This window comes from Streptococcus sanguinis (assembly GCF_003943655.1).
GTDB classification, from domain to species: Bacteria; Bacillota; Bacilli; order Lactobacillales; family Streptococcaceae; genus Streptococcus; species Streptococcus sanguinis_F.
Genome location: NZ_RJMM01000017.1, coordinates 1 through 24,436, shown reverse-complemented (window position 1 = coordinate 24,436; position 24,436 = coordinate 1). Strand labels below are relative to the sequence as shown.

The 24,436-nt window shown below is 43.7% G+C and carries 23 protein-coding genes, 1 rRNA gene and 1 other RNA gene; 22 read left to right on the top strand and 3 right to left on the bottom strand.

The features are described from left to right. The first annotated feature begins 42 nt into the window (after positions 1–42). The 5 genes from D8886_RS07920 (at position 43) to D8886_RS07895 (ending at position 4,303) form a co-directional block, all read left to right on the top strand. Positions 43–570 carry an SLOG family protein gene (locus D8886_RS07920; RefSeq protein ID WP_002903279.1) on the top strand — a complete coding sequence of 176 codons (528 nt, stop codon included), beginning with the start codon at positions 43–45 and terminating at the stop codon, positions 568–570. Positions 571–641: 71 nt separating this feature from the next. Next, positions 642–1,004 carry a cell division regulator GpsB gene (gene gpsB, locus D8886_RS07915; protein ID WP_125434983.1) on the top strand — a complete coding sequence of 121 codons (363 nt, stop codon included), beginning with the start codon at positions 642–644 and terminating at the stop codon, positions 1,002–1,004. 21 nt (positions 1,005–1,025) lie between these two features. Next, positions 1,026–1,393: RNase P RNA component class B (gene rnpB / locus D8886_RS07910), an RNA gene on the top strand. A gap of 285 nt (positions 1,394–1,678) precedes the next feature. Next, on the top strand, positions 1,679–2,833 hold the full coding sequence (locus D8886_RS07900) for a THUMP domain-containing class I SAM-dependent RNA methyltransferase (protein WP_125434981.1): 1,155 nt from the start codon (positions 1,679–1,681) through the stop codon (positions 2,831–2,833). 12 nt (positions 2,834–2,845) lie between these two features. After that, positions 2,846–4,303 (top strand): cell division site-positioning protein MapZ family protein, encoded by a 1,458-nt coding sequence (locus D8886_RS07895; RefSeq protein ID WP_125434979.1) that lies wholly within the window; start codon positions 2,846–2,848, stop codon positions 4,301–4,303. A gap of 58 nt (positions 4,304–4,361) precedes the next feature. Here the strand turns inward: D8886_RS07895 and D8886_RS07890 are convergent, their stop codons facing one another. Then, positions 4,362–4,844 (bottom strand): S-ribosylhomocysteine lyase, encoded by a 483-nt coding sequence (locus D8886_RS07890; RefSeq protein WP_002927480.1) that lies wholly within the window; start codon positions 4,842–4,844, stop codon positions 4,362–4,364. A 364-nt stretch (positions 4,845–5,208) separates the two neighbouring features. Between D8886_RS07890 and D8886_RS07880 the strand changes: the two genes are divergently transcribed. The 13 genes from D8886_RS07880 (at position 5,209) to D8886_RS07820 (ending at position 19,632) form a co-directional block, all read left to right on the top strand. Continuing rightward, positions 5,209–6,822 carry a ribonuclease Y gene (locus D8886_RS07880; RefSeq protein WP_125434975.1) on the top strand — a complete coding sequence of 538 codons (1,614 nt, stop codon included), beginning with the start codon at positions 5,209–5,211 and terminating at the stop codon, positions 6,820–6,822. Positions 6,823–7,008: 186 nt separating this feature from the next. Further along, a complete protein-coding gene (gene gmk / locus D8886_RS07875) occupies positions 7,009–7,641 on the top strand; it encodes a guanylate kinase (protein WP_002893505.1) in 633 nt (210 codons plus the stop codon). A 25-nt stretch (positions 7,642–7,666) separates the two neighbouring features. After that, positions 7,667–7,981, top strand: coding sequence for a DNA-directed RNA polymerase subunit omega (gene rpoZ / locus D8886_RS07870; RefSeq protein ID WP_002893503.1), 315 nt, complete (start codon positions 7,667–7,669; stop codon positions 7,979–7,981). Positions 7,982–8,041: 60 nt separating this feature from the next. After that, positions 8,042–10,429 carry a primosomal protein N' gene (locus D8886_RS07865; RefSeq protein WP_125434973.1) on the top strand — a complete coding sequence of 796 codons (2,388 nt, stop codon included), beginning with the start codon at positions 8,042–8,044 and terminating at the stop codon, positions 10,427–10,429. Positions 10,430–10,512: 83 nt separating this feature from the next. Next, entirely contained in the window at positions 10,513–11,448 is a 936-nt protein-coding gene (gene fmt, locus D8886_RS07860; protein WP_002903270.1) for a methionyl-tRNA formyltransferase, read from the top strand. Continuing rightward, a complete protein-coding gene (gene rsmB / locus D8886_RS07855; protein ID WP_002903269.1) occupies positions 11,438–12,754 on the top strand; it encodes a 16S rRNA (cytosine(967)-C(5))-methyltransferase RsmB in 1,317 nt (438 codons plus the stop codon). Before fmt ends, rsmB begins: the two co-directional genes overlap by 11 nt. A gap of 18 nt (positions 12,755–12,772) precedes the next feature. Further along, positions 12,773–13,513 (top strand): Stp1/IreP family PP2C-type Ser/Thr phosphatase, encoded by a 741-nt coding sequence (locus D8886_RS07850; RefSeq protein ID WP_002903268.1) that lies wholly within the window; start codon positions 12,773–12,775, stop codon positions 13,511–13,513. Then, the gene (pknB, locus tag D8886_RS07845; RefSeq protein ID WP_125434971.1) at positions 13,510–15,363 is read left to right on the top strand and encodes a Stk1 family PASTA domain-containing Ser/Thr kinase; all 1,854 of its coding nucleotides are present in this window, start codon (positions 13,510–13,512) and stop codon (positions 15,361–15,363) included. Before D8886_RS07850 ends, pknB begins: the two co-directional genes overlap by 4 nt. Positions 15,364–15,508: 145 nt before the next feature. Continuing rightward, positions 15,509–16,204 carry a cell wall-active antibiotics response protein LiaF gene (liaF, locus tag D8886_RS07840; RefSeq protein WP_002893496.1) on the top strand — a complete coding sequence of 232 codons (696 nt, stop codon included), beginning with the start codon at positions 15,509–15,511 and terminating at the stop codon, positions 16,202–16,204. Further along, positions 16,201–17,220: an envelope stress sensor histidine kinase LiaS gene (locus D8886_RS07835; protein WP_125434969.1), complete on the top strand. Its 1,020-nt coding sequence runs from the start codon at positions 16,201–16,203 to the stop codon at positions 17,218–17,220. The genes liaF and D8886_RS07835 overlap by 4 nt, the downstream gene beginning before the upstream one ends. Continuing rightward, complete coding sequence (locus D8886_RS07830; protein ID WP_002926512.1) at positions 17,198–17,830, top strand: response regulator transcription factor; 633 nt, start codon at positions 17,198–17,200, stop codon at positions 17,828–17,830. Before D8886_RS07835 ends, D8886_RS07830 begins: the two co-directional genes overlap by 23 nt. Positions 17,831–17,869: 39 nt before the next feature. Continuing rightward, positions 17,870–19,270 carry a bifunctional Cof-type HAD-IIB family hydrolase/peptidylprolyl isomerase gene (locus D8886_RS07825; protein WP_125434967.1) on the top strand — a complete coding sequence of 467 codons (1,401 nt, stop codon included), beginning with the start codon at positions 17,870–17,872 and terminating at the stop codon, positions 19,268–19,270. Beyond that, entirely contained in the window at positions 19,270–19,632 is a 363-nt protein-coding gene (locus D8886_RS07820; protein WP_002901252.1) for a S1 RNA-binding domain-containing protein, read from the top strand. The genes D8886_RS07825 and D8886_RS07820 overlap by 1 nt, the downstream gene beginning before the upstream one ends. Before the next feature lie 105 nt (positions 19,633–19,737). Here D8886_RS07820 and cysK read toward each other — a convergent pair whose 3' ends face one another. Both cysK and D8886_RS07810 read right to left on the bottom strand, forming a co-directional pair. Further along, complete coding sequence (cysK, locus tag D8886_RS07815; RefSeq protein WP_125434965.1) at positions 19,738–20,667, bottom strand: cysteine synthase A; 930 nt, start codon at positions 20,665–20,667, stop codon at positions 19,738–19,740. A 95-nt stretch (positions 20,668–20,762) separates the two neighbouring features. Further along, entirely contained in the window at positions 20,763–21,401 is a 639-nt protein-coding gene (locus tag D8886_RS07810) for a YigZ family protein (protein WP_125434963.1), read from the bottom strand. Between the two features lie 56 nt (positions 21,402–21,457). Here D8886_RS07810 and D8886_RS07805 point away from each other — a divergent pair, with 56 nt between their 5' ends. The 4 genes from D8886_RS07805 to D8886_RS07790 all read left to right on the top strand — a co-directional run. After that, positions 21,458–22,756 carry an ATP-dependent helicase ComFA gene (locus tag D8886_RS07805; RefSeq protein ID WP_125434961.1) on the top strand — a complete coding sequence of 433 codons (1,299 nt, stop codon included), beginning with the start codon at positions 21,458–21,460 and terminating at the stop codon, positions 22,754–22,756. After that, entirely contained in the window at positions 22,753–23,418 is a 666-nt protein-coding gene (locus tag D8886_RS07800; protein WP_125434959.1) for a ComF family protein, read from the top strand. Before D8886_RS07805 ends, D8886_RS07800 begins: the two co-directional genes overlap by 4 nt. 81 nt (positions 23,419–23,499) lie before the next feature. After that, positions 23,500–24,042 carry a ribosome hibernation-promoting factor, HPF/YfiA family gene (gene hpf, locus D8886_RS07795; RefSeq protein WP_002903257.1) on the top strand — a complete coding sequence of 181 codons (543 nt, stop codon included), beginning with the start codon at positions 23,500–23,502 and terminating at the stop codon, positions 24,040–24,042. A gap of 322 nt (positions 24,043–24,364) precedes the next feature. Next, positions 24,365–24,436: ribosomal RNA gene (locus tag D8886_RS07790) — 16S ribosomal RNA — on the top strand; the annotation flags it as partial.

The window sequence follows — 24,436 nt, the reverse complement described above, 5'->3', positions numbered from 1 at the left end:
TCACTCTATTATACCACAAAAAACTTTTTTAAGGGAGAATAAATGACCAGTCTATTAATAACAGGCTACAAAGCCTTTGAAATCGGCATTTCGACGGAAAAAGATATGAGAATAAACATCATAAAAGAAGCCGCTAAAAGGGACTTAATCCGTTTTTTGGAAGATGGAGTAGATTGGCTGGTTTTTATGGGTAATCTGGGCTTTGAGTCTTGGGTTTTGGAGCTAGCCAACGACTTGAAAAAGGACTATGAATTTCAGACGGCAACCATCTTTCTCTTTGAGAATCAAGGTGAAAATTGGAACGAAGCCAATCAAGCAAAATTAGCTGCTTTTAAGCAGACCGATTTTGTCAAGTATGCTTATCCTACCTACCAAAATCCCAGTCAGTTTCGTGATTACAATCAATTCGTCATTCAAAATACAGACGGAGCTTACCTCTTTTACGATGAAGAACAGGAGACAAAATTGAAATATCTTTACCAAGAAATGAAAAAACAAGAACAATATTTTATCAAAAAATTAACATTTGATGACCTGAATGAAGTGGCTGAAAATTTTTCGGGAAATTAGATGATAAATCTTGATTTTTATAGTGCATTTTGTTTATAATTGAATATGACAAACTAGATTGGAGAGAGAAGATGGCAAGTATTATTTTTACAGCAAAAGATATTTTTGATCAGGATTTTAAACGCGAAGTACGCGGCTACAGCAAGTCCGAAGTGGATGAGTTTTTGGACGATATTATCAAGGATTATGAGACATATGCAGCCTTGGTAAAGGAGCTGCGTGAGGAAAATCGCCGTCTCAAGGAAGAGTTAGCTGCGAAGCCGGTTGAAAAAGCACCGGTTCAGCCGACTCAGCCTGTCCAATCAACACAAGCGACTCAGTCATCTGTGGAAAGCTTCCCACAGATGACTTCTGCGACTAATTTTGATATCTTGAAGCGCTTGAACCGTCTTGAAAAGGAAGTATTCGGGAAACAAATTTTGGATCGTGAATAATGGTTCTTATAGAACAGTGCAATTTTTGGATAATCGCGTGGAAATTTTAGATTTTCATGAGGAAAGTCCATGCTAGCACTGGCTGTGATGCCGGTAGTGTTTGTGCTAGGCGAAGAAATAAGCCTAGGGACGGATTTTTCCGTTACGGCGACTGAAAGGGCTAAGTCTTTGGATATGTCTGATTAGGTCTGAAAGTGCCACAGTGACGTAGTTCTTTCGGAAACGGAAGAAGTGGAACGCGGTAAACCCCTCAAGCTAGCAACCCAAACTTTGGTCGGGGCATGGAGTGCGTGGAAGCGAACATAGCACTCTGACTGGAAACAGTAGACAGATGATTATCGAAGGAAATGGTACCTAGTCATTTCCGGAACAAAACATGGCTTACAGAAAATTGCATATAGGCTGAGGCTGGGACGTCAAGTCCTGTCCTCTTTAAATTTTATAATAGAATAGCAAGAGAGTGGCTGAGCGCTCTATTCTTTGCCAAGTTCAACTAACTGTTGCTTCATTTGTCTGATGGACATTTCAAGTAATGAGCTAGCTGATAAATGGCAGCGAAACCTTCTCAGCCCAAAATTTAAAAAGGGAGAGTGAGGAAAATCGATGTGACGAAATCACGATTTTTGTCTCACTCCCTTTGTTTGTATAGATTGGAATCCATTTAAAAAGCTGAGATGAAAGAAAAATTTAATTTAATTGCGACCGCAGCAGCAGGACTGGAAGCTGTCGTCGGCCGTGAAATCAGAGATCTGGGACTTGATTGTCAGGTCGAAAATGGCCGGGTTCGCTTCGATGGTGATGTCAGTACCATTATTCAAACCAATCTCTGGCTGCGCGCGGCCGATCGGATTAAGATTGTAGTTGGCAGTTTTCCAACTAAGACTTTCGAAGAGCTCTTTCAAGGAGTTTTTGCTCTGGATTGGGAGAATTATCTACCGCTGGGAGCTAAATTTCCTATTGCCAAGGCCAAATGTGTCAAGTCAAAACTTCACAATGAGCCTAGTGTTCAGGCTATTTCTAAAAAGGCAGTTGTCAAGAAGCTGCAGAAGCATTATGCACGTCCGGAAGGGGTCCCCCTGCAGGAAAATGGAGCTGAGTTTAGGATAGAAGTTTCTATCCTAAAAGATGTAGCGACAGTCATGATTGATACGACAGGGTCCAGCCTCTTCAAACGTGGTTATCGGGCTGATAAAGGCGGTGCACCGATCAAGGAAAATATGGCAGCAGCTATTTTGCTCCTGTCCAATTGGTATCCGGATAAGCCTTTGATAGACCCGACTTGCGGATCTGGTACCTTTTGTATCGAGGCAGCCATGATAGGGATGAAGATAGCGCCGGGACTTCATCGTTCTTTTGCCTTTGAAGACTGGAATTGGGTTGATAAAGATCTGGTTGCACAGGCTCGCTCAACTGCACTCAGTCAGATTGATCAGACCATCCAGCTTGATATTTCTGGCTCGGATATCGATGGCCGTATGGTAGAGCTAGCTCGAAAAAACGCTGAGCAAGCAGGAGTTGCAGAGCAGGTTCACTTTAAGCAGATGCGTCTGCAAGATTTGCATACAGATAAGATCAATGGTGTGATTATCTCTAATCCGCCATACGGGGAGCGCCTCCTAGATGATGAGGCTGTGACTCGTCTTTATCAGGAGATGGGAGAAACCTTTGCTCCGCTCAAAACCTGGAGCAAGTTTATCCTGACTAGCGATGAAGCTTTTGAAAGCAAATATGGCAGTCAGACCGACAAAAAACGCAAACTCTATAATGGAACTTTAAAAGTTGATTTATATCAGTATTTTGGCCAGCGGGTCAAACGTCAGTTAGATTAGAAAGGATTTGCCGTGACGAAAGAAGAAAACTACTCACCGGAAGAAGAAAAGAAAGAGTCGGTCCTTGATTTTGAAGAGGCCAAGGAAATGACAGTCGGCCAAGCCACTCGTAAGAAAGAGGAGCTGGAAGCCGGTGTGAATGAAAGCGACAATGTGCTGGATAAGTATATCAAGCAGCACCGTCAGGAAATCGAAGCTGGAAAATTTGAAACCCAGAAAATCAGAAAGCTGCAGGAGCAGGAAACGGCTCAGGCTAAGCAAGCATCTTCTGATTTGACCGACTTCATCAAAGAAAGACGGCAAGAGGTTGAAAGTGAACAGGAGATTCCAGCAGCTCAGTTGACAGCCACTGAGACAGCAAGTGAGCCAGAAGCAGCTCCAAATCCCTTAGGTTCTCGCAGTCAACGCTCAGAGCAGGAAGATGCGGTTCCTGCTGCTCCCGTTCAAAAGACATCTTACGGTCCTATTCCAGAACCGCTTGATGAGAAGGAATTACAGGTTCCTAAGACACCTTTCTACAAGAAAAAAGCTTTCCTTTATCCAGTTTTAGGACTTTTAGGGATTGCTGTAGCGGGCACAGGGCTTTACTTTGCTCTGGGGCATAATTGGGGGCACAAGACCGTTACAAGCTCCAGCTCTTCAACATCGCAGTCCAGTAAAAAGAGCTCGTCTTCGTCTAGCTCTGATAATACTGCCAAGGATCTGAAATCCTTTAATGATGAGTATGCTGCATTCTTCACAGATAGCAATCAGACTGCTGTCAAAAACAGTAAATTTGGTGACTTGGAAAAATTAAAAACCTTACTTGAAAAGCTAAAAGGCAGCAAAGACTATGATGCAGCCAAGAGCAAGTATGATTCCTTGGTCAAGCAGATTTCGGCTATCCAAAGTGTCAATTCACAGTTTGACGGCGGAGCGATTACTGACGGTGTCTTGAACAAGGAAGCCAAGGCTAATACAAATGCGACCTTCTCAGATGTATCAAGTGGCAATGCCAAGTTAGATGAAGTTCTAAAGGCAGCAATTGCCCAAGGACGCGGCCAACAGGTACCAACTCCAGCTCCTGCTACTGATCAAGGAGGGACGGGTGCAGGTACAAATGGCGGTTCAAGTGCATCTGCTTCTGGTTCAGGAGTTTCTAACTCTTACTCTGGCTATGGTCTTCCTAGCAATGGAGTAAATCTGCAGAGAGACCTCAGTCGTGTCCCTTATAACCAAGCAGCTATTGATGACGTCAACAATCCAGCTTGGACATTCAATCCTGGTGTTCTGGAGAAGATTTTGCAAACTTCTCGTGAGCGCGGCTACATTTCTGGAGACAACTATATTCTGGAACGCGTTAATATTATCAAAGGAAACGGCTACTACAACCTCTTCAAACCAGACGGCACCTATCTCTTCAGTATCAACTGTAAGACTGGATACTTCGTCGGAAATGGTCCGGGTTATGCTGACTCGCTCGATTTCTAGTCTGTTGATGGATTTCATTATACATGCACAAAAAAAGTTCTCGATTTCGAGAACTTTTTTAAATCACATGGCGTTCAAAGGCATCATCTGAGATTCCTTGGCTGAGAATAAGCTTGGCCCATTCTTTGGCTGAGAAAAGGCTGTGATCCTTGTAGTTTCCGCAGGATTCAATGGTTGTTCCAGGGACATCTTCCCAGCTAGTTGACTCAGCGATTTCTTCTAGACAGGATTTGATGACTTGAGCAATCTGATTGGAACTGTGTTGGCCCCACATAATCATATGAAAACCAGTGCGGCAGCCAAAAGGTGAGCAGTCAATCATACCATCAATGCGCTTGCGAATCAGCATGGCCAGCAAATGCTCGATGGTATGCAGACCAGCAGTTGGGATTGAATCTTCATTAGGCTGAACCAAACGGATATCAAAATTGGAAATGATGTCTCCTTTAGGGCCGGTTTCCTCTCCGATGAGACGAACATAAGGCGCTTTGACAATGGTGTGATCTAGCTCAAAGCTTTCAACGATAACTTCTTTAGACATGGTTTCTCCTTTACAATGTAGCAAGTGCGAGAAGGTTTTTCTAGTGATATCAAGCCATAGGTTTGTCTTGTTAGCGAAGAAAAAGCCTGTCTCATATACACATTTTCTTCTCTGATTATAGCATAAAAAATTTTTATTTGGGAATAAAGTTTAAGTTTTAGAAAAATGAAAAATTTGAACAATCTTGCTTATGCCTTGAAAAAGTTTTGGTGCTAAGGGTTCTACAAACTTTGAAGATTTTGTCTCTAAAAATTGGACAAAAGCTTTCTTGAATTTCAAAAAATAGGTTTGTGAATTTTTTAGATTTGTGATAGAATAGTATGGAATTTTGAATTCAACAATTAAATAGATTTGGAGTAAAAACATGGACCTATTTCCTATAATTATGTCTGTTTTTGCTGCCATCATTGGTTTAGTGATTGGATATGTAAGTGTCTCGGCTAAGATGAAATCATCTAAAGAAGCTGCAGAGCTTACTCTTTTAAATGCTGAACAAGAAGCAACCAATTTACGCGGACAAGCTGAACGTGAAGCTGATTTGATTATCAAAGAAGCCAAGCGGGAAACAAGTTCGCTTAAAAAAGAAGCACTTTTGGAGGCAAAAGAAGAAGCCAGAAAATATCGTGAACAAGTTGATGCAGAATTTAAGTCTGAACGTCAAGAGTTGAAACAAATCGAAAGCCGCTTGACAGAGCGCGCTTCTACCCTTGACCGCAAAGACGATAATTTAAGCAACAAAGAAAAGGCTTTGGAGCAAAAAGAACAAAGTCTCTCAGATAAATCTAAACACATTGATGCGCGTGAAGAACAAGTAGCGGAACTTGAAAAGCAGAAGGCAGCAGAGCTGGAGCGAGTTGCTTCGCTATCGCAGACAGAAGCGCGTGATATTATTTTGACGCAGACCGAAGACAAGCTTTCTAAAGAGATTGCGACTAGGATTCGGGATGCTGAGCAAGATATCAAAGAGCGGTCTGATAAGGTTGCCAAGAATATCTTGGTCCAAGCCATGCAGCGTATTGCCGGTGATTATGTCGCTGAGCAGACCAACTCAACGGTGCATCTGCCAGATGACAGTATGAAGGGGCGGATTATTGGCCGGGAAGGTCGCAATATTCGGACTTTTGAAAGTCTGACTGGTATTGATGTCATCATTGATGATACGCCAGAGGTTGTTACTCTCTCAGGTTTTGATCCGATTCGCCGTGAAATCGCTCGTATGACCATGGAAGCACTCTTGAAAGATGGTCGTATTCATCCAGCCCGCATTGAGGAGTTGGTTGAGAAGAACCGTCTGGAAATTGATAATCGCATCCGTGAGTACGGGGAAGCCGCAGCTTATGAAATCGGAGCACCTAACCTGCATCCTGATCTGATGAAAATCATGGGTCGCTTGCAGTTCCGTACTTCTTATGGTCAGAATGTCCTTCGGCACTCTATTGAGGTTGCCAAACTTTCTGGTATCATCGCTGGCGAGCTTGGTGAAAATGCCAATTTAGCCCGCCGTGCTGGATTCCTCCATGATATTGGCAAGTCTATCGACCGTGAGGTTGAAGGCAGCCACGTGGAAATCGGGACAGAACTAGCTCGTAAGTACAAGGAGCATCCAATCGTTGTTAATACGATTGCCAGCCACCACGGGGATGTGGAAGCAGAAAGTGTCATTGCTGTTATTGTAGCTGCAGCAGACGCTCTCAGTGCCGCTCGGCCAGGTGCTCGTAGTGAATCTCTGGAAAGCTATATCAAGCGTCTCCAAGATTTGGAAGAAATCGCTAATAGCTTCAAGGGTGTCAAGAACAGCTTTGCTTTACAAGCCGGCCGGGAAATCCGGATTATGGTTCAGCCGGATAAGATTAAGGATGACAAGATTACGATTTTGGCTCACGATGTTCGTGAAAAAATCGAAAACAACTTGGAATATCCAGGCAATATCAAGGTGACGGTTATCCGTGAGATGCGGGCCGTTGACTACGCAAAATAAAGAAGAAATGCAGTCTGGTAACAGATTGCTTTTTTCTTGAATGTTCTGCTGGTCTATTTTGTTTTCCGTATGATTGCTTGCTTATTTTCCTATCTTTTCAAAACTCTAGACACATACATTTCTTCCTATCCCCTTGAAATATCAGCCTAATTTTGTTACACTAGATAGAAAGACTGTGAAGGAGACATGATGACGGAACGAGGCTTACTAATCGTCTTTTCTGGTCCCTCTGGTGTAGGAAAAGGGACTGTTAGACGAGAAATTTTTGAAAGCACTGATAACCAATTCCAGTACTCGGTATCCATGACGACTCGTCCTCAGCGTCCAGGTGAAGTGGATGGAGTTGACTATTTCTTCCGCACTCGCGAGGAGTTTGAAGAGTTGATTCGCCAGGGCCAGATGCTGGAGTATGCAGAGTATGTAGGAAACTACTACGGGACGCCTCTGACTTATGTCAATGAAACGCTGGATAAAGGTATTGATGTCTTCCTAGAGATTGAGGTTCAGGGAGCTTTACAAGTCAAGAAAAAAGTTCCAGATGCCGTCTTTATTTTTTTGACTCCTCCAGACTTAGAAGAACTTAAAGACCGCTTGGTCGGACGTGGGACAGACAGTGCGGAGATTATCGCCCAGCGCATTGAAAAGGCCAAAGAAGAAATTGCCCTCATGCGCGAGTATGATTATGCCATTGTCAATGATCAGGTGCCGCTGGCTGCCGACCGTGTCAAGCGCGTGATTGAAGCAGAGCATTTCCGAGTAGACCGTGTTATCGGCCGTTATCAGGACATGCTTCCAAAAAATGAAACGATTATTCGATAGAAAGTTAGAAATTAGGTAGAAAATTATGATGTTAAAACCGTCTATTGACACTTTGCTGGACAAGGTTCCGTCAAAATATTCCTTGGTTATTTTAGAAGCTAAGCGCGCTCATGAGCTTGAAGCTGGAGCTCCCGCTACGCAGGAATTCAAGTCTGTCAAATCCACTCTTCGTGCTTTGGAAGAAATTGAATCCGGCAATGTCGTTATCCATCCAGATCCAGAAGGCAAGCGCGAGGCAGTTCGCCGTCGGGCAGAAGAAGAGCGTCTGCGTAAAGAAGAAGAAGAGCGCAAGATTAAAGAGCAAATCGCTAAAGAAAAAGAAGAAGGTGAGAAGATTTAAGGTTGGGGATGCTCAATCTTATTTTTTCTGTAATGACGTTTAGGAAAGTGGGGTGAGAATGTGAAGCTAGCAAAGATTATTGTGGATGTTCCTCTGATGCAGACGGACAAGCCCTATAGCTATGTTATTCCAGAAGAGTTTGCTGGAATGCTAGCAGCTGGCATGCGAGTCCATGTCCCTTTTGGGCAGGGAAATCGCCTGATTCAGGGGATTGTGGTTGGCTTTGATGAGACGGGAGGCCAAGAAGAGCTGAAGGAAATTGCGGAAGTCCTTGATTTCAGGCCCGTCTTGAACCAGGAACAGCTCTGGCTGGCGGATGAGTTGCGCAAGTCAGTCTTTTCTTATAAGATTTCCCTTTTAAAGGCCATGCTGCCTAGTCTTCTCAACTCCAGCTATGATAAACTACTCTATCCGACGGAGCTGCTGAATGTTGAGGAACGGTCAGCTATCTTTGGTCAAGAGGCTAGTCTTCGCTTTTCTGATTTGGACAAGAAAAGTCAGGCCAAGCTGATGCGACTGACCCAGACTGGCCGCATTCGACTGGAGTATCAGGCGACGGACAAGAAGCATATTAAGACTGAGAAATGGTATCAGGTCAATCATGCCGCTCTGCAAAATCATGACCTTCCCCGACAAGCTAAGAAAAAACAAGAATTAAAAGAAGTCTTGCTGGAGCAGCAGGACAGCCAGCTCTTGGCTGATTTGCGAGAAAACTTTTCGCGGGATATTATTAATTACTTTATCAAAGAAAATCTAATTAGCATTGAAGATAGAGAAGTTAGCCGTTCTGCTGCTTATTTCCAAAAGGAGCGGCAGAAGCAAAGTCTGACCTTAAACGATGAACAAGCCGCAGCAGTTGCGGCAATCACTCAGAAAATTGGTCAGAGTCATTCTCAGCCAGTCCTCTTAGAAGGGGTCACGGGCAGTGGGAAGACTGAAGTTTACCTGCAGGTCATCGCAGAGGCACTGGCTCAGGGAAAGACCGCTATCATGCTGGTTCCAGAGATTTCTCTGACTCCGCAGGTAACCGATCGCTTTATTTCTAGATTTGGCGACCAAGTTGCAATTTTGCATTCAGGTCTGTCTGACGGTGAGAAATATGATGAATGGCGCAAGGTGGAGCGAGGAGCTGCTCAGGTCGTTGTCGGCGCGCGTTCAGCTATTTTTGCTCCGCTGACAAATATTGGAGCCATCATCATTGATGAAGAGCATGAATCCTCCTACAAGCAGGATTCCAATCCTCGCTATCATGCCAGAGAGGTGGCTCTCCTGCGAGCTCAGTACAATCAAGCTGTCTTAGTGCTGGGGTCGGCAACTCCGAGCTTGGAGAGCCGTGCCCGAGCAAGCCGTGGAGTCTATGATTTTCAGCTGCTCAGCAAGCGCGCAAATCCGCTGGCGCAGATTCCTCAAGTGGAAGTGGTGGATTTTCGGGATTATATCGGTCAGCATGAAGCCAGTAATTTCACGCCAGTCCTGCTAGATGCTATTCAAGATCGTCTGGATAAGGGAGAGCAGACGGTTCTCATGCTTAATAGGCGGGGGTATTCCAGCTTTGTCATGTGTCGGGAATGTGGGGCCGTTGATAGCTGTCCTAACTGTGATATTTCTTTGACCCTGCATATGGACACCAAGACCATGAACTGCCACTACTGTGGTTTTACTAAGAACATTCCTCAGAGTTGTCCTAACTGTGCCAGCCGCAGCATTCGCTATTATGGTACTGGGACACAGAAAGCTTATGATGAGTTGGTTCAGCTCTTTCCACAGGCTCGCATTTTGCGGATGGATGTAGATACGACCCGTAAGAAAGGCAGCCATGAAGCCATTTTAGAAAGCTTTGGTCAGGGACAGGCAGATATTCTCTTAGGCACTCAGATGATTGCTAAGGGGCTGGATTTTCCAAACGTGACGCTAGTTGGTGTACTCAATGCGGATACTGCTCTCAATCTGCCGGACTTTCGCTCTTCAGAACGAACCTTCCAGCTGCTGACTCAGGTGGCCGGCCGTGCTGGTCGGGCTGAAAAGGCTGGTCAGGTCTTTATCCAGTCCTATAATCCTCATCATTATGCCATTGAGTTTGCCAAGCAGCAGGATTACGAGGGCTTTTATGCTTATGAAATGGGAATCCGCCGGCAGCTAGGTTATCCGCCTTATTACTTTACGGTCGGTCTAACCCTGTCGCACAAGGACGAAGAGACAGCAGTGCGAAAAGCTTATGAGGTTATGGATATTCTGCGAAGCGGTCTGTCAGAAAAAGTGCAAATCCTGGGTCCAACGCCGAAGCCCATTGCCCGTACCCACAATCTCTATCATTATCAGATTCTTCTCAAATATCGCTTTGAGGACAAGCTGCAGGCGACGCTAAATCAAGTCTTGGACTGGACACAAAATCGGGACAATAAAGATTTACGCCTGACAATTGATAATGAACCACAAAATTTTATGTAAAGCTTTTTAGCCGAGATTAAGGTTGTTGTAGACGACTTCTGATATAATAAGGGAAGGAACAAAGAAGGAATCAATAGTTTAAAATGATGAAAATAATATTTATGGGAACACCGGACTTCTCAGCGACTGTCCTAAAAGGGCTGCTGGACAGCGGGCAATACGAAGTGTTAGCAGTGGTGACGCAGCCGGACCGGGCCGTCGGCCGTAAAAGAGAGATTCGCATGACTCCAGTAAAAGAGCTGGCCTTGGAATACGGGCTGCAAGTTTATCAACCGGAAAAGCTGGCTCAAAGCTCGGATTTAGAGGAGTTGATGAACTTAGAAGCAGATGGTATTGTCACAGCTGCTTTTGGGCAGTTTTTGCCTAGCCGCTTGCTGGACAGTGTTGACTTTGCGGTGAATGTTCATGCCTCCTTGCTGCCTAAATACCGAGGTGGTGCGCCCATTCACTATGCTCTGATCAATGGCGATGAGCAAGCGGGTGTTACAATTATGGAAATGGTCAAGGAAATGGATGCTGGAGACATGATAGCCAGCAAGGCGACGCCGATTGAAGAGACAGATAATGTCGGAACTCTCTTTGAAAAATTGGCGATTATTGGTCGAGATCTGTTATTGGATGTGCTGCCAGCTTATAGGGCAGGGCAGATTATTCCTCAGCCACAGGATCCTAGCCAGGTCACTTTCTCTCCGAATATCAGCCCAGAAGAAGAGCGGATAGACTGGAGCAAAACAAACCGACAAATTTTCAATCAAATTCGTGGCATGTATCCTTGGCCAGTAGCTCATACCTTGCTGCAGGGACAACGCTTTAAGATTTATGAAGCAGATATGGTAGCTGGCAGCGGTCAGCCGGGACAGATATTGTCTATTAGTAAAAAAGAACTGGTGGTTGCAGCTGGTCAGGGAGCCCTCTCGCTGAAGACGGTTCAGCCTGCTGGTAAGCCCAAGATGGCTATCGTTGATTTTTTGAATGGACTGGGCCGCAGCCTGTCCCTAGGAGATACTTTTGGAAAGTAAGCAAAAAACGGCCCGTTGGCAGGTCTTGGAAATTTTGGAAGAAGTTTTTGAAGAAGGAGCCTATTCCAATATCGCCTTAAACCGGGCTCTGAATCAAAGCTTGCTGAGTCAAGCAGATAAAGGTCTGGTAACAGAGCTGGTTTACGGCACAGTTGCTCGGAAAATCACTTTGGAATGGTATCTATCCCATCTGATTGAGGATAGGGACAAATTAGATAACTGGCTTTACATTCTGCTTATGCTCAGTCTGTACCAGATGCTCTATCTGGATAAAATCCCTCAGCATGCAACTGTTCATGAGGCTGTTGAAATTGCGAAAATCCGTAAGCGCGGCAGCGAGAAATTTGTCAATGCCTTGTTACGTAGGATTGAGCGTGAGGGTGTGGCTGATTTTGAAACAATCAAGCGCAAAAACAAACGCTATTCGATCCAGTATTCTTTGCCGGTCTGGCTGGTCAAAGACCTGATAGAAGAGTTTGGCGAAGAAAGAGCTCTAGCTATCTTTGCTAGTCTCTTTGTTCGCAGCAAGGCCAGCATTCGCGTGACGGATATGTCGCGCAAGGCAGAGCTTCGTCAGCTTTTAGGGGCTGAGAACTCGCTTTTATCTCCGTCAGCCTTGGTTAAAAGACAGGGGCATTTTGCTGGGCATCAGCTCTTTGAAAGAGGAGCGATTACGATTCAGGATGAGTCTAGCCAGCTTGTGGCTCCTACTCTGGCCATCGAAGGTGAGGAGCAGATTCTGGATGCCTGCAGTGCACCGGGGGGCAAGACTGTCCACATGGCTTCCTATCTGACGAGCGGCCACATTACAGCTTTGGACCTCTATGATCATAAGTTAGAACTCGTAGAAGAAAATGCAAAAAGACTGGGCTTGGCAGATAAAATCACCACTAAAAAGCTAGACGCGACCAAAGTGTTTGAGACATTTGGCCCAGATGCTTTCGATAAAATCTTGGTGGACGCTCCTTGCTCAGGTATTGGCTTAATTCGCCGCAAACCAGATATAAAATATAATAAAGAAAATGCAGATTTTGAGAATTTACAAAAAATTCAGCTGGATATACTAGACAGCGTTTGTCAAAGTCTACGTAAAGGTGGTATAATAGCTTATAGTACTTGCACGATTATGGCCAAAGAGAATTTTGAGGTTGTCAAGAAATTTCTGGCCAGTCATCCGAACTTTGAGCAAGTCTTATTAGACCATGAAAGAAAAGATATCGTCAAAGACGGCTGTATCTTGATTACGCCGGAATTATATGAAAGCGACGGATTTTTTATCAGTCAATTTAGGAAGATATCGGAATAAGAGGAGGAAACTGACAGTATGGAAATTTCATTATTAACAGATGTTGGTCAAAAGCGTACAAATAACCAAGATTATGCCAATCTTTTTGTGAATCGGGCAGGCAAGACCCTGATCATCTTGGCAGATGGTATGGGCGGTCACAGAGCTGGAAACATTGCCAGTGAAATGGCTGTGACAGACTTAGGAGCTGCCTGGGTTGATACACAGATTGATTCGGTGAATCAGGTGCGTGAATGGTTTGCGGAGCACTTGGAAGAGGAAAATCAGCGCATTCATCAATTTGGTCAAGATGAAGAATACAAGGGCATGGGCACGACTTTGGAAGCCTTGGCTATCATTGATAATCAAGCCATCTATGCCCATATCGGTGATTCTCGCATCGGCTTGATCCGCGGTGATGAATACCGTCAGCTGACCAATGACCACTCGCTTGTTAATGCTTTATTGAAAGCTGGACAGATTACGCCAGAAGAAGCAGAGCGTCATCCGCAGAAGAATATCATTACTCAGTCTATTGGTCAAAAAGACGAAGTACAGCCTGACTATGGCATGATTACCTTGGAAGATGGTGACTACCTTCTGCTCAACAGTGACGGTCTGACTAATATGATTTCAGACAGTGAAATTTGTGACATTGTCACCAGCGACATCAGCCTGTCTGAAAAAACACAAACCTTAATTCGCTTTGCCAACAATGCTGGAGGACTGGATAACATCACAGTTGCTCTGGTTCGCTTTGACAAGGAGGATAAGGCATGATTCAAATCGGCAAAATCTTTGCCGGGCGATATAAAATCATCAAGCAGATTGGTCGCGGAGGCATGGCAGATGTCTATCTGGCCAAGGACTTGATTTTGGATGGTGAGGAAGTTGCGGTAAAGGTTCTTAGGACCAATTACCAGACAGATCCTATCGCTGTCGCGCGTTTCCAGCGGGAAGCTAAGGCGATGGCTGACTTGGACCATCCGCACATCGTTCGGATTACTGATATTGGGGAAGAAGATGGCCAGCAGTATCTGGCTATGGAATACGTGGCAGGTCTTGACCTCAAGCGCTATATCAAAGAGAATTCTCCGATTTCAAATGAAGAAGCAGTCAGAATCATGGGACAAATCTTGCTGGCGATGCGCTTGGCGCATACACGCGGCATTGTCCATCGTGACCTGAAACCACAAAATGTCCTCTTGACCCCAGATGGCAATGCCAAGGTAACAGACTTTGGGATTGCGGTGGCCTTTGCGGAGACAAGTCTGACTCAGACTAACTCAATGCTAGGCTCAGTTCATTATCTATCGCCTGAGCAGGCACGTGGCTCTAAAGCAACTGTTCAGAGTGATATTTATGCGATGGGGATTATTTTTTATGAGATGCTGACTGGTCATATCCCTTATGATGGAGATAGCGCCGTTACGATTGCCCTGCAGCATTTCCAAAAGCCGCTGCCATCCATCATTTCTGAAAATCCTAATGTGCCTCAGGCCTTGGAAAATGTGGTCATTAAAGCAACAGCCAAAAAATTGACGGATCGTTATCAGTCGGTTGCAGAGATGTATGTGGACTTGTCCAGTAGCTTATCTTATGAGCGCCGTAATGAAAAGAAATTAGTCTTTGATGATGTTGCGAAAGCAGACACCAAGACCTTGCCAAAAATCTCACCTGTACCTCAGCCAGCAGTTCCACCTGTTAAGCCAACTCCGGTTAAAACAGAAGCGGATGAAGTTAAGGAAGAGACACCAGATGCGGTTAAGAAAGTTCCAAAGAAACGTCGCTTGAGAACGCGTTATAAAGTACTTTTCTTTGCAGTCCTATTGGTTTTGGCGGCTTTTGTTGTCCTTCTTTATAATAGCCCATCCAATACCAGCGTGCCAGATGTTTCTGGTCAGACTGTGGCAGAGGCTCGCTCCGCTATCGAAGCTAAGAAGCTGGTTGTCGGAGACGAAAAGGAAGAATACAGCGACAAAGTCGAATCCGGCAAAGTCATTAAAACTGATCCACAGGCCAATAGTCAGCGCCGCGAAGGCAGCAAGATTGACCTGATTATTTCCAAGGGACCCAAGACCTTTGTAATGGAAGATTATGTCGGTCAAGCAAAATCAGCCGTAGTTGAAAATCTGAAAACAAACTATAATGTTTCTGAGAAATTAATTGAGATTGTTGAGGAGGAATCGGACGAGTACGAGCCAGGTCAGGTCATTCGTCAGTCTCCGGCAGCTGGTTCGACTTATGATTTGACTTCTAATCATAAGATCAAGCTGACAGTGGCGAAAGAAGTAACTAGTGTGTCCATGCCTGACTTTGGCAGCATGCAGTACACCTACGCTAATGCCCGTTCTTACCTGATTCAAATGGGAATTTCTTCTTCTCGAATTGAGCGAGTTGTTGACCGTTCGGTCACTTCGACTCAGGCTGACTTGGTAACTTCCCAGTCACCAGCAGCAGGTCAGACAATTGATCTCAAGTCAAATGAAAAAATCACTCTTTACGTGACAGAAGCAACGACACCATCGTCATCTAGCTCGTCATCATCATCGTCTAGTAGCAACTCAAAGAGCAGCTCATCGTCTGAAGATAGCGGACATGGAACAAGTTCTAGCTCATCTGATAGTTGATTAATAAACCGTCCATTTTAAGTTTTTTAGCTTAAAACGGATGGTTTTTTCTTTGTTGCTGGACAAATTTCCCCATTTCATGCCTTGGACGGAGGTTTTTTGGTTTAATTTTGTTAAAATAGGAAGGTAGAGAAAGGAAACGGCTATGTGGAAGGTTCAATTATTTGTCTTTGTTGAAACAGTCTTACTATCCATGGCATTGGTTACCATGCTGGCAGCTGATTTTTCACGTGTTGTCATTATCTTGGTCCTTTTTTTGCTGCTGCTCTATTATTACTTCGGCAAGCAAAAAGGGAATTTTCTGCTGGTCGCTTCTATGATTATGCTGTTTTTCATTATTATGCTCAATCCCTACGTCATTGCTGCCCTTTTATTTGCGCTTGTTTATGGGATGATTGTGGCCTACCCTTATATCTATAAGGAAAATCAAGAAACCCATCTCGTTTACGAAGAAGATGTGGAAATTCAGAGTGAAAAGAATCGCTGGTTGGGGGACTTGCAGCATTTTTCTAAGGACAGCTGTCAATTCCACGACATCAATCTCTTGCGCATTGTTGGGAAAGACACCATTCATTTGGAAGACGTGATTTTGGTCAACCATGATAATGTCATTGTCATTCGAAAAGGTTTTGGCGATACCAAGATTATTGTGCCGCTGGATGTGGAAATTCAGCTGCAAATCAATACTCTTTACGGGGAGCTGAACTTCCTGCATCATCCATCTCGCAAGCTGCGCAACGAAACCATTTCGCTGACGACACCAGACTATAAACGGGCCAATAAGACAGTGAAGATTGTCCTCGTCAGCTTCTTAGGAAATGTGGAGGTTGTCAGAAAGTGAAGAAATCAAATTATTTTCTCATTCTCCTCTATACTTTCTTTGTCTTATTTATCATCTTTCATTATATTTTCAATATTTTTGATTTTACTTGGCAGGAGCTCTTTAATGATTTGGAGCTGTTGCAGTCTTTTGTGTTCTTTGTTGTGATTATCGGTTTATCACTGACCATTCTGATTGTGATAGCAGCTCGCTTGATACAATATCTGTCGGTAGCCCATGTACAAAAAAATCTTCGGAATTTGCTGGATGGACGGAGGATGGAGCCGACAGACCAACCCGAGTTGGATCGTTCTCTGCATCAGCTCGAGAGAAGGCTGCACCGTCTGACAGAAAATCTCCAAAAGTCTGAAAACCAAACCCTGCAGACAGAAGAAAAAATTATCGAAAAAGAACGGCGGCGGATTGCGCGTGATTTGCACGATACTGTCAGTCAGGAATTATTTGCAGCCAATATGATTCTTTCAGGAGTAGCTGGAAATGTAGAACGGCTCGATGGACAAAAACTGCAAAAGCAGCTCAAGGGGATTGCAGATATTCTGGACACAGCCCAGAAGGATTTGCGGATTCTCCTGCTCCACCTACGACCTACAGAGTTGGAAAATAAGACCCTGGTCGAAGGTATGGATGTGATTATCAAGGAGCTGACTGATAAAAGCGACATTGATGTTCATTTCAATCATCAGGTTGGGCATCTACCCAAACAGATGGAGGAGCATGTCTTCNGAATCATGCAGGAAATTATCAACAACACACTGCGGCATGCCCAAGCCAGTCGGCTGGATATTTACCTCTATCAGGCACCTAATGAACTTAAAATCAAGGTATCTGATAATGGCGTTGGTTTTGATCCGCTGGCTCAGGATGAACTCAGCTACGGCTTGAAAAATATGGAAGACCGTGTGCGGGATATGGCGGGCACTTTTAAGCTTTTGACAGCCCCCAGAAAAGGTCTTTCTATTGAAATCACGATACCTTTACTAGAAGGAGAAAATCATGAAGATATTGTTAGTGGATGACCACCAGATGGTCAGATTGGGATTGAAAAGTTATCTGGAACTGCAAGATGATATAGCAGAAGTATCTGAAGCAGTCAATGGTAAAGAAGGAGTTGAGCAGGCTTTGGCAAGTCGTCCGGATGTGATTATCATGGATATCGTCATGCCTGAGATGAATGGGATTGAAGCGACACTGGCCATTTTAAAAGAATGGCCGGAAGCAAAGATTCTAATTTTGACTTCTTATCTGGATAATGAAAAAATTTATCCTGTTCTGGATGCAGGTGCTCATGGATACATGCTTAAGACTTCCAGCGCTGAAGAAATTCTCCGTGCTGTCAAAAAAGTGGCCAAGGGAGAATTTGCCATTGAAACAGAGGTCAGTAAGAAAGTGGAGTATCATCGTAACCATATCGAGCTCCATGAGGATTTGACCGCTCGTGAGCGTGATATTTTAGGGCTGTTAGCCAAGGGTTATGAGAATCAACGGATTGCAGATGAGCTTTTTATTTCCCTCAAAACGGTCAAGACTCATGTCTCAAACATCCTGTCTAAACTGGAAGTGAGCGACCGTACTCAGGCAGTTGTTTATGCTTTTCAGCACCATCTTGTCCCACAAGAAGACTTTTAATGGTATAATAGAAAAGATTAAGATTGGACAAGGGGAGATATGGACGCAAAATTAAAGTATAAGGCCAAAAAGATAAAAATTGTCTTTTTCGATATAGATGATACCCTGAGGGTCAAGGATACAGGCTTTATCCCAGACTCTATCCAGACAGTTTTCAAGCAGTTGAAGGACAAAGGGATTTTGACGGGTATTGCGTCTGGACGAGGAATGTTTGGTGTCGTGCCGGAATTGAGAGCTTTGCAGCCAGACTTTTTCGTTACTCTGAACGGAGCCTATGTCGAAGACAGCAAAGGGAAGGTGATTTCTCAGACAGTTATCCCGTCTGATAGAGTGACTTCCTATATTGCTTGGGCTCAGGAGGAAGGGATTGACTATGGTTTGGTCGGCAGCCATGGAGCAGCCTTGTCCAATCGACATTCTCTGATTTCAGAGGCCATTGATGTGGTTTATCCAGATTTGCCTGTTGATCCAGATTTTCATTTAGNCAAGGATATTTATCAGCTTTGGACCTTTGAAGATAGAGGAGATAGCCTGCAGCTGCCGGATACATTAGCAGAACACCTGCGTTTGGTTCGCTGGCATCCTCATTCGTCAGACGTGGTACCGACAGAAGGTTCCAAGGCAGCCGGAGTTTCCAAGGTTGTCGAGCATCTGGGCTTCAAACCTGAAAATGTCATGGTTTTTGGCGACGGACTCAATGATCTGGAATTGTTTGACTATGCGGGAATTGGCATTGCCATGGGCATTTCCCATGAAGAACTGCGAAAAAGAGCAGATTATATTACAAAAACGGTAGAAGAAGACGGTATTTTTGCCGCTTTAGAGGAGTTAGGTATGGTAGAAAAAGAATTACATTTTCCACAAGTAGAACTTGCAGCAGCAGAAGGTCCAAAAGCGACTATCAAGACTAATCACGGTGACATGAAAGTTCAGCTGTTTCCAGAACAGGCACCAAAAACAGTAGCCAACTTTATTGCCCTTGCTAAAGATGGATATTATGACGGTGTGATTTTCCATCGCATTATTCAGGACTTTATGATTCAGGGTGGCGATCCTACTGGTACCGGTATGGGCGGTCAGTCTATCTATGGTGAGAAATTTGAAGATGAGTTTTCACCTGAGCTTTACAATATTCGTGGGGCTCTTTCTATGGCAAACGCTGGGCCGAATACTAACGGCAGTCAATTTTTCATTGTTCAAAATAATAATCTACCTTATTCGGCTAAGGAATTGAGCCGCGGCGGCTGGCCTGAAGCTATCGCTGAAGTCTATGCCAGCCAGGGAGGAACACCGCATTTGGATCGGCGCCACACGGTCTTTGGTCAGTTGGCTGATGAAGCCTCCTACCAAGTTTTGGACAAGATTGCAGCTGTTGAGACTGGGGCGATGGACAAGCCCGTGGAAGATGTTGTGATTGAGACCATTGAGGTTGAAGACTGATGAAAATCGGTGATAAATTAAAAGGCAAAATCACTGGGATTCAGCCTTATGGAGCTTTTGTTGAGCTGGAAAACGGAACAATTGGTCTGATTCATATCTCAGAAATTCGTCCGGGTTATATTGAGAATATCCATGATAGTGTAAAGATTGGCCAGCAAGTCTTAGTACAGGTTGTGGACTATGATGAATTTTCTGGGAAGTCCAGTCTGTCCATGCGAACCCTAGAGGAAGAAAAGCACCGCCTTCCTAGACGCCACCGCTTTTCAAACGACCGCTGTAAAATTGGTTTTGAGCCTTTAGGTAGACAGCTGCCTATCTGGATCAAAGAGGCAAAAAAATTCTTAAAAGAAGAAAAAGTTTAAAAAATATCCTGTTCGATAAGAGAACAGGATATTTTGCTTGGATAGAATTGCCGTTCAATTCATAGCCGACTGCTAAGTTGAAATGGACATGTTTTTCAAAAAATACTAAGCATCAAATTCATAGAGAGCGGTAGATAGATAGCGTTCGCCGTTATCAGGTGCCAGAGCAAGGACTTTCTTGCCAGCTCCTAGTTTTTTCGCTACTTCAATAGCTGCGAAAATAGCGGCAGCAGATGAAATTCCCACTAAGAAGCCTTCCTGACCGCCAATATAGCGTCCGAATTCCAGTGCTTGATCAGAAGTTACGCGGACAATACCGTTGTAGGCTGCTGTATCCAAAGTCTCTGGAATAAATCCAGCTGAAAGTCCTTGGATTTTGTGAGGTCCTGGCTTCTCACCAGAAAGGATAGCAGATTCGTCTGCTTCAACTGCGTAAATTTGGATATCCGGATTAACTTTTTTAAGAGCGTGAGATACACCAGAAATAGTTCCGCCAGTTCCGACACCGCCTACAAAGGCATCCAGTCCAGTTTCACCGAAAGCAGCGATAATTTCTGCTCCTGTTGTTCGTTCGTGAACCTCTGGATTGGCCGGATTGTTAAACTGCAGTGGCAGCCAGCCATTTCGTTCTTTCGCGATTTCTTGTGCTTTTGCAATGGCACCTTTCATTCCTTCGCTACCTGGAGTCAAGACTAACTCAGCACCATAAGCTTGGATAATTTTGCGGCGCTCTACACTCATGGTTTCTGGCATAACAATGACAACCTTGTAACCTTTAGCTGCTCCAACCCATGAAAGGCCAATACCGGTATTTCCACTAGTTGCTTCAACGATGGTATCGCCAGGCTTAATAAGGCCATCGCGTTCAGCCGCCTCAATCATGCTGAGAGCAATCCGGTCTTTAACAGAAGATCCAGGATTGAAAGCCTCTAACTTCACATAAACCTCAGCAGCTCCTTCTGGAACCAAGTTGTTCAATTTGACGATGGGAGTTTGCCCAATTAGTTCTGTAATGTTTTGATAAATACGTGACATAGAATACATACCTCAATATAATTTAATAGAATTAGTATAAAATGAAACAAGCGCTTTGTAAAATATAAAAAAGCTATGAGAGCCATAGCTTTTCTTTATGTCAAAACATCAAGGGGGACTTCTACTTGGCGCAGTCCTTGATCTATCATCTCCAATTTGCCCTTAAAAAACTCAGTCAGTTTATCTTTGAGCAGTTCTCTTTCACCTTTGTCAACGAAAAGAAGAGTGGAGACGGTATCTGTAAATTCAGTATCGTATTCAGCAAGATTTTCTGCCTTGAGAAAATTCGCAAAATCCTGATATTGGCTGTAAGACAGTTTTAGGCGTAGGCCAGCCTGTTCTTTTATTTCAACCAGTCCAATCTCCTTAATAGCCAAAGCAACACTGCCGGCATAAGCTCGAATCAGACCGCCGGCTCCTAGTTTAATACCGCCAAAATAGCGAGTAACCACCACGCAAAGATTGGTCAATTCATGCTTTTCTAGGACTCCCAGCATAGGAACTCCGGCTGTTCCGCTAGGCTCCCCATCATCGCTGGTTCGTTTAATATCGCTCTTTTCTCCAATGATAAAAGCAGAGCAGTTATGGGTAGCCTTGTAATGTTCTTTTTTTATAGCAGCGATAAAAGCGCGAGCCTCTTCCTCGGAGTAAACTCTTTTCACATGGCAGATAAAGCGAGATTTTTTAATTTCCTCCTGAACCATGCCATCTTCTTTAATTGTCTTAAATTCCATAACTATATTTTACAAAAAAAGATGAATTTTGCCAAAAAAATTACGAATATATAAGTATGTTAGAGTTACAAGATTGTTTAGGACGGATATTTACAGAAAGTCAATTAGAGTCTAGCTTGCGAGTACAAGCAAAAGCAATTCCCAGTATCCAAGAAGAAAAAGGCAAGCTCCTCTGTGGACGCTGCAACAGCTTGATTGAACGAGAAAACCAACTGCCGGTTGGAGCTTATTATTGTAGAGAATGCTTAATATTGGGCCGGGTACGGAGTGACCAAAAACTTTACTATTTTCCTCAAGAGGATTTTCCTAAAAAACAGGTGCTTAAATGGCAGGGGCAACTGACAGAGTTTCAGGGGAAGGTCTCCAAAGGCTTACTGGATGCGCTAGAGAAAAGACAGAATACGTTAGTGCATGCTGTTACTGGCGCTGGAAAAACAGAAATGATTTACCAAGTGATTGCAAGGGTTATTGATAGAGGAGGGTCTGTTTGCTTGGCCAGTCCGCGGATTGATGTTTGTTTAGAACTTTATCGGCGCCTAAAAGAAGACTTTTCTTGTGAAATAGCCCTTCTGCATGGGGAGTCAGAAGCTTATTTTCGCAGCTCCTTGGTAATTGCGACCACCCACCAGCTCTTAAAATTTTATCGGGCTTTTGATTTGTTGATTGTGGACGAGGTAGACGCCTTTCCTTATGTGGATAATCCCATACTGTATCACGCTGTAGAGCGTTCAGTTAAAGAGGATGCTACAACTATTTTTCTGACAGCCACTTCCACAGATGAGCTGGATAAAAGAGTTCAAAAAGGTGAGCTGAAACGCCTGAGTCTTCCCAGAAGATTTCATGGTAATCCCTTGACTCTCCCTCAGAAAGTTTGGTTATCTGATTTTCAAAAACATCTTCAGAAGAAGAAAATAGCACCTAAACTTTTGAACTATATACAAAAACAGAGAAAGACTCAATTTCCTCTCTTGATATTTGCTGCAGAAATTCAAAGAGGAGAGGATGTTGCTCATGCTTTGCAGATTGCTCTGCCGGATGAAAAGCTAGCTTTTGTTGCCTCCACAACAGAAAATCGTCTGGAGATTGTTGAACAGTTTCGTCGCAAGGAGATCACTATTTTGGTGACAACGACTATCTTAGAGCGTGGAGTAACCTTTCCTGGTGTAGATGTTTTTGTCTTGGAAGCAAATCATCGCTTGTTCACTCGTAGTGCTCTGGTTCAGATTTCAGGCCGAGTTGGCCGTAGTATGGATAGGCCAACGGGACAGTTGCTATTTTTTCATGATGGGATTACCCTTGCTATGGAAAAGGCAATTCGGGAAATGAGAGATATGAATAAGGAGGCGGGATTATGACGGAGTGTCTTTTATGCAAAGGGCAAATTGAGGAGAAAGGTAGTTTTTTACAGCTTTTTCTATTAAAAGAAGAAGGACCAAGCTGCTGCTACACTTGTTATCAAAATTTTGAACGCATATCTGAAGAGCATTGCCCTCGCTGTTTTCGCGACGGGAAATCAGATTTATGCACAGATTGCAAAAAATGGGAGGAAGAGGGAAATCAAGTCCAGCACCAGTCAATATTTACTTATAATCAAGCAATGAAGGCTTACTTCAGTCAATATAAGTTTCAGGGAGACTATGCATTGCGCTTTGTATTTGCAAAAGCAGCTAAAAAAGCAGTCAAAATGTTTAGAGAGCATACCATTGTTCCGATTCCAGTCAGTGTCGAAAAATTTCAAGTTCGAGGATTTAATCAAGTGCAGGGGATTTTAGATGCAGGAAAAGTAGCATATAGCAATATCTTAGAGAAAAAAGACACCCTAGCCCAGTCGAGCAAGACACGTGAGGAGCGTCTGCAGACTCAGCAAGCCTTTGAAATTAAGAAAGAAGTTGATTTGCCAGATAAAATTTTGCTGGTTGATGATATCTATACGACTGGAAAAACCTTGCAATTGGCCAAGCAAATCTTTTTGGAAGCCGGTGTGAAAGAAGTATTGTCGTTTTCAATCGCAAGATAAGAAAAAATTTGCAAAAAAGGAATGAAAGCGTTATAATGATATTATAAATAAAACATTTATGTTTAGAAAGAAGGTACTTATATGCTTAAATATAGTATCCGTGGTGAAAACCTAGAAGTAACAGATGCTCTCCGTGACTACGTAGTTTCTAAACTTGAGAAGATTGAGAAGTATTTCCAAGCAGAGCAAGAACTTGATGCGCGTGTGAACCTCAAGGTTTACCGTGAAAAGACTGCGAAAGTGGAAGTGACAATTCCGCTAGGCTCCATCACTCTTCGTGCAGAAGATATCTCTCAGGACATGTATGGATCAATTGATTTGGTCACAGATAAGATTGAGCGCCAAATCCGCAAAAATAAGACCAAGATTGAAAGAAAGAATCGCAATAAAGTTGCTACAAGTCAGCTTTTCACAGATTCCTTTGCTGAAGAAGCAGAAGAAGTCCCATCAAAAGTTGTCCGTTCAAAACACATAGATTTGAAGCCAATGGACTTGGAAGAAGCGATTCTGCAGATGGATTTGTTGGGTCATGATTTCTTTATCTATTCCGATGCAGAGGACAGCAGTACTAATGTAATATACCGTCGTGAGGATGGAGATATTGGCCTGTTAGAAGTCAAATAAATAAGAAAAGAGGGTTGAGAGCATGTTTCTCAACCTTTTTATTTTATAGAAACTTATACTGTCAGATGACATAGATAAGCACCCTACGTACAAAGAAATTAACTTTATACTTATAGTTGAAAAAATAAACTTTTAAAAAATTTAAAAAAGGTATTGACAAGAGGTGTGGTTGGGTGATATACTAATATAGTTGTCGCGAAAGACAAAGCCCTTTGAAAACTGAACAAGACGAACCAAGTGCAGGGTGACATAGAGATATGTAACCTGTCAAAAAAACGAGAATAAATCTGTCAGTGGACAGTAATGAGTGCGAACTCAAACTTTTAATGAGAGTTTGATCCTGGCTCAGGACGAACGCTGGCGGCGTGCCTAATACATGCAAGTAGAACGCTGA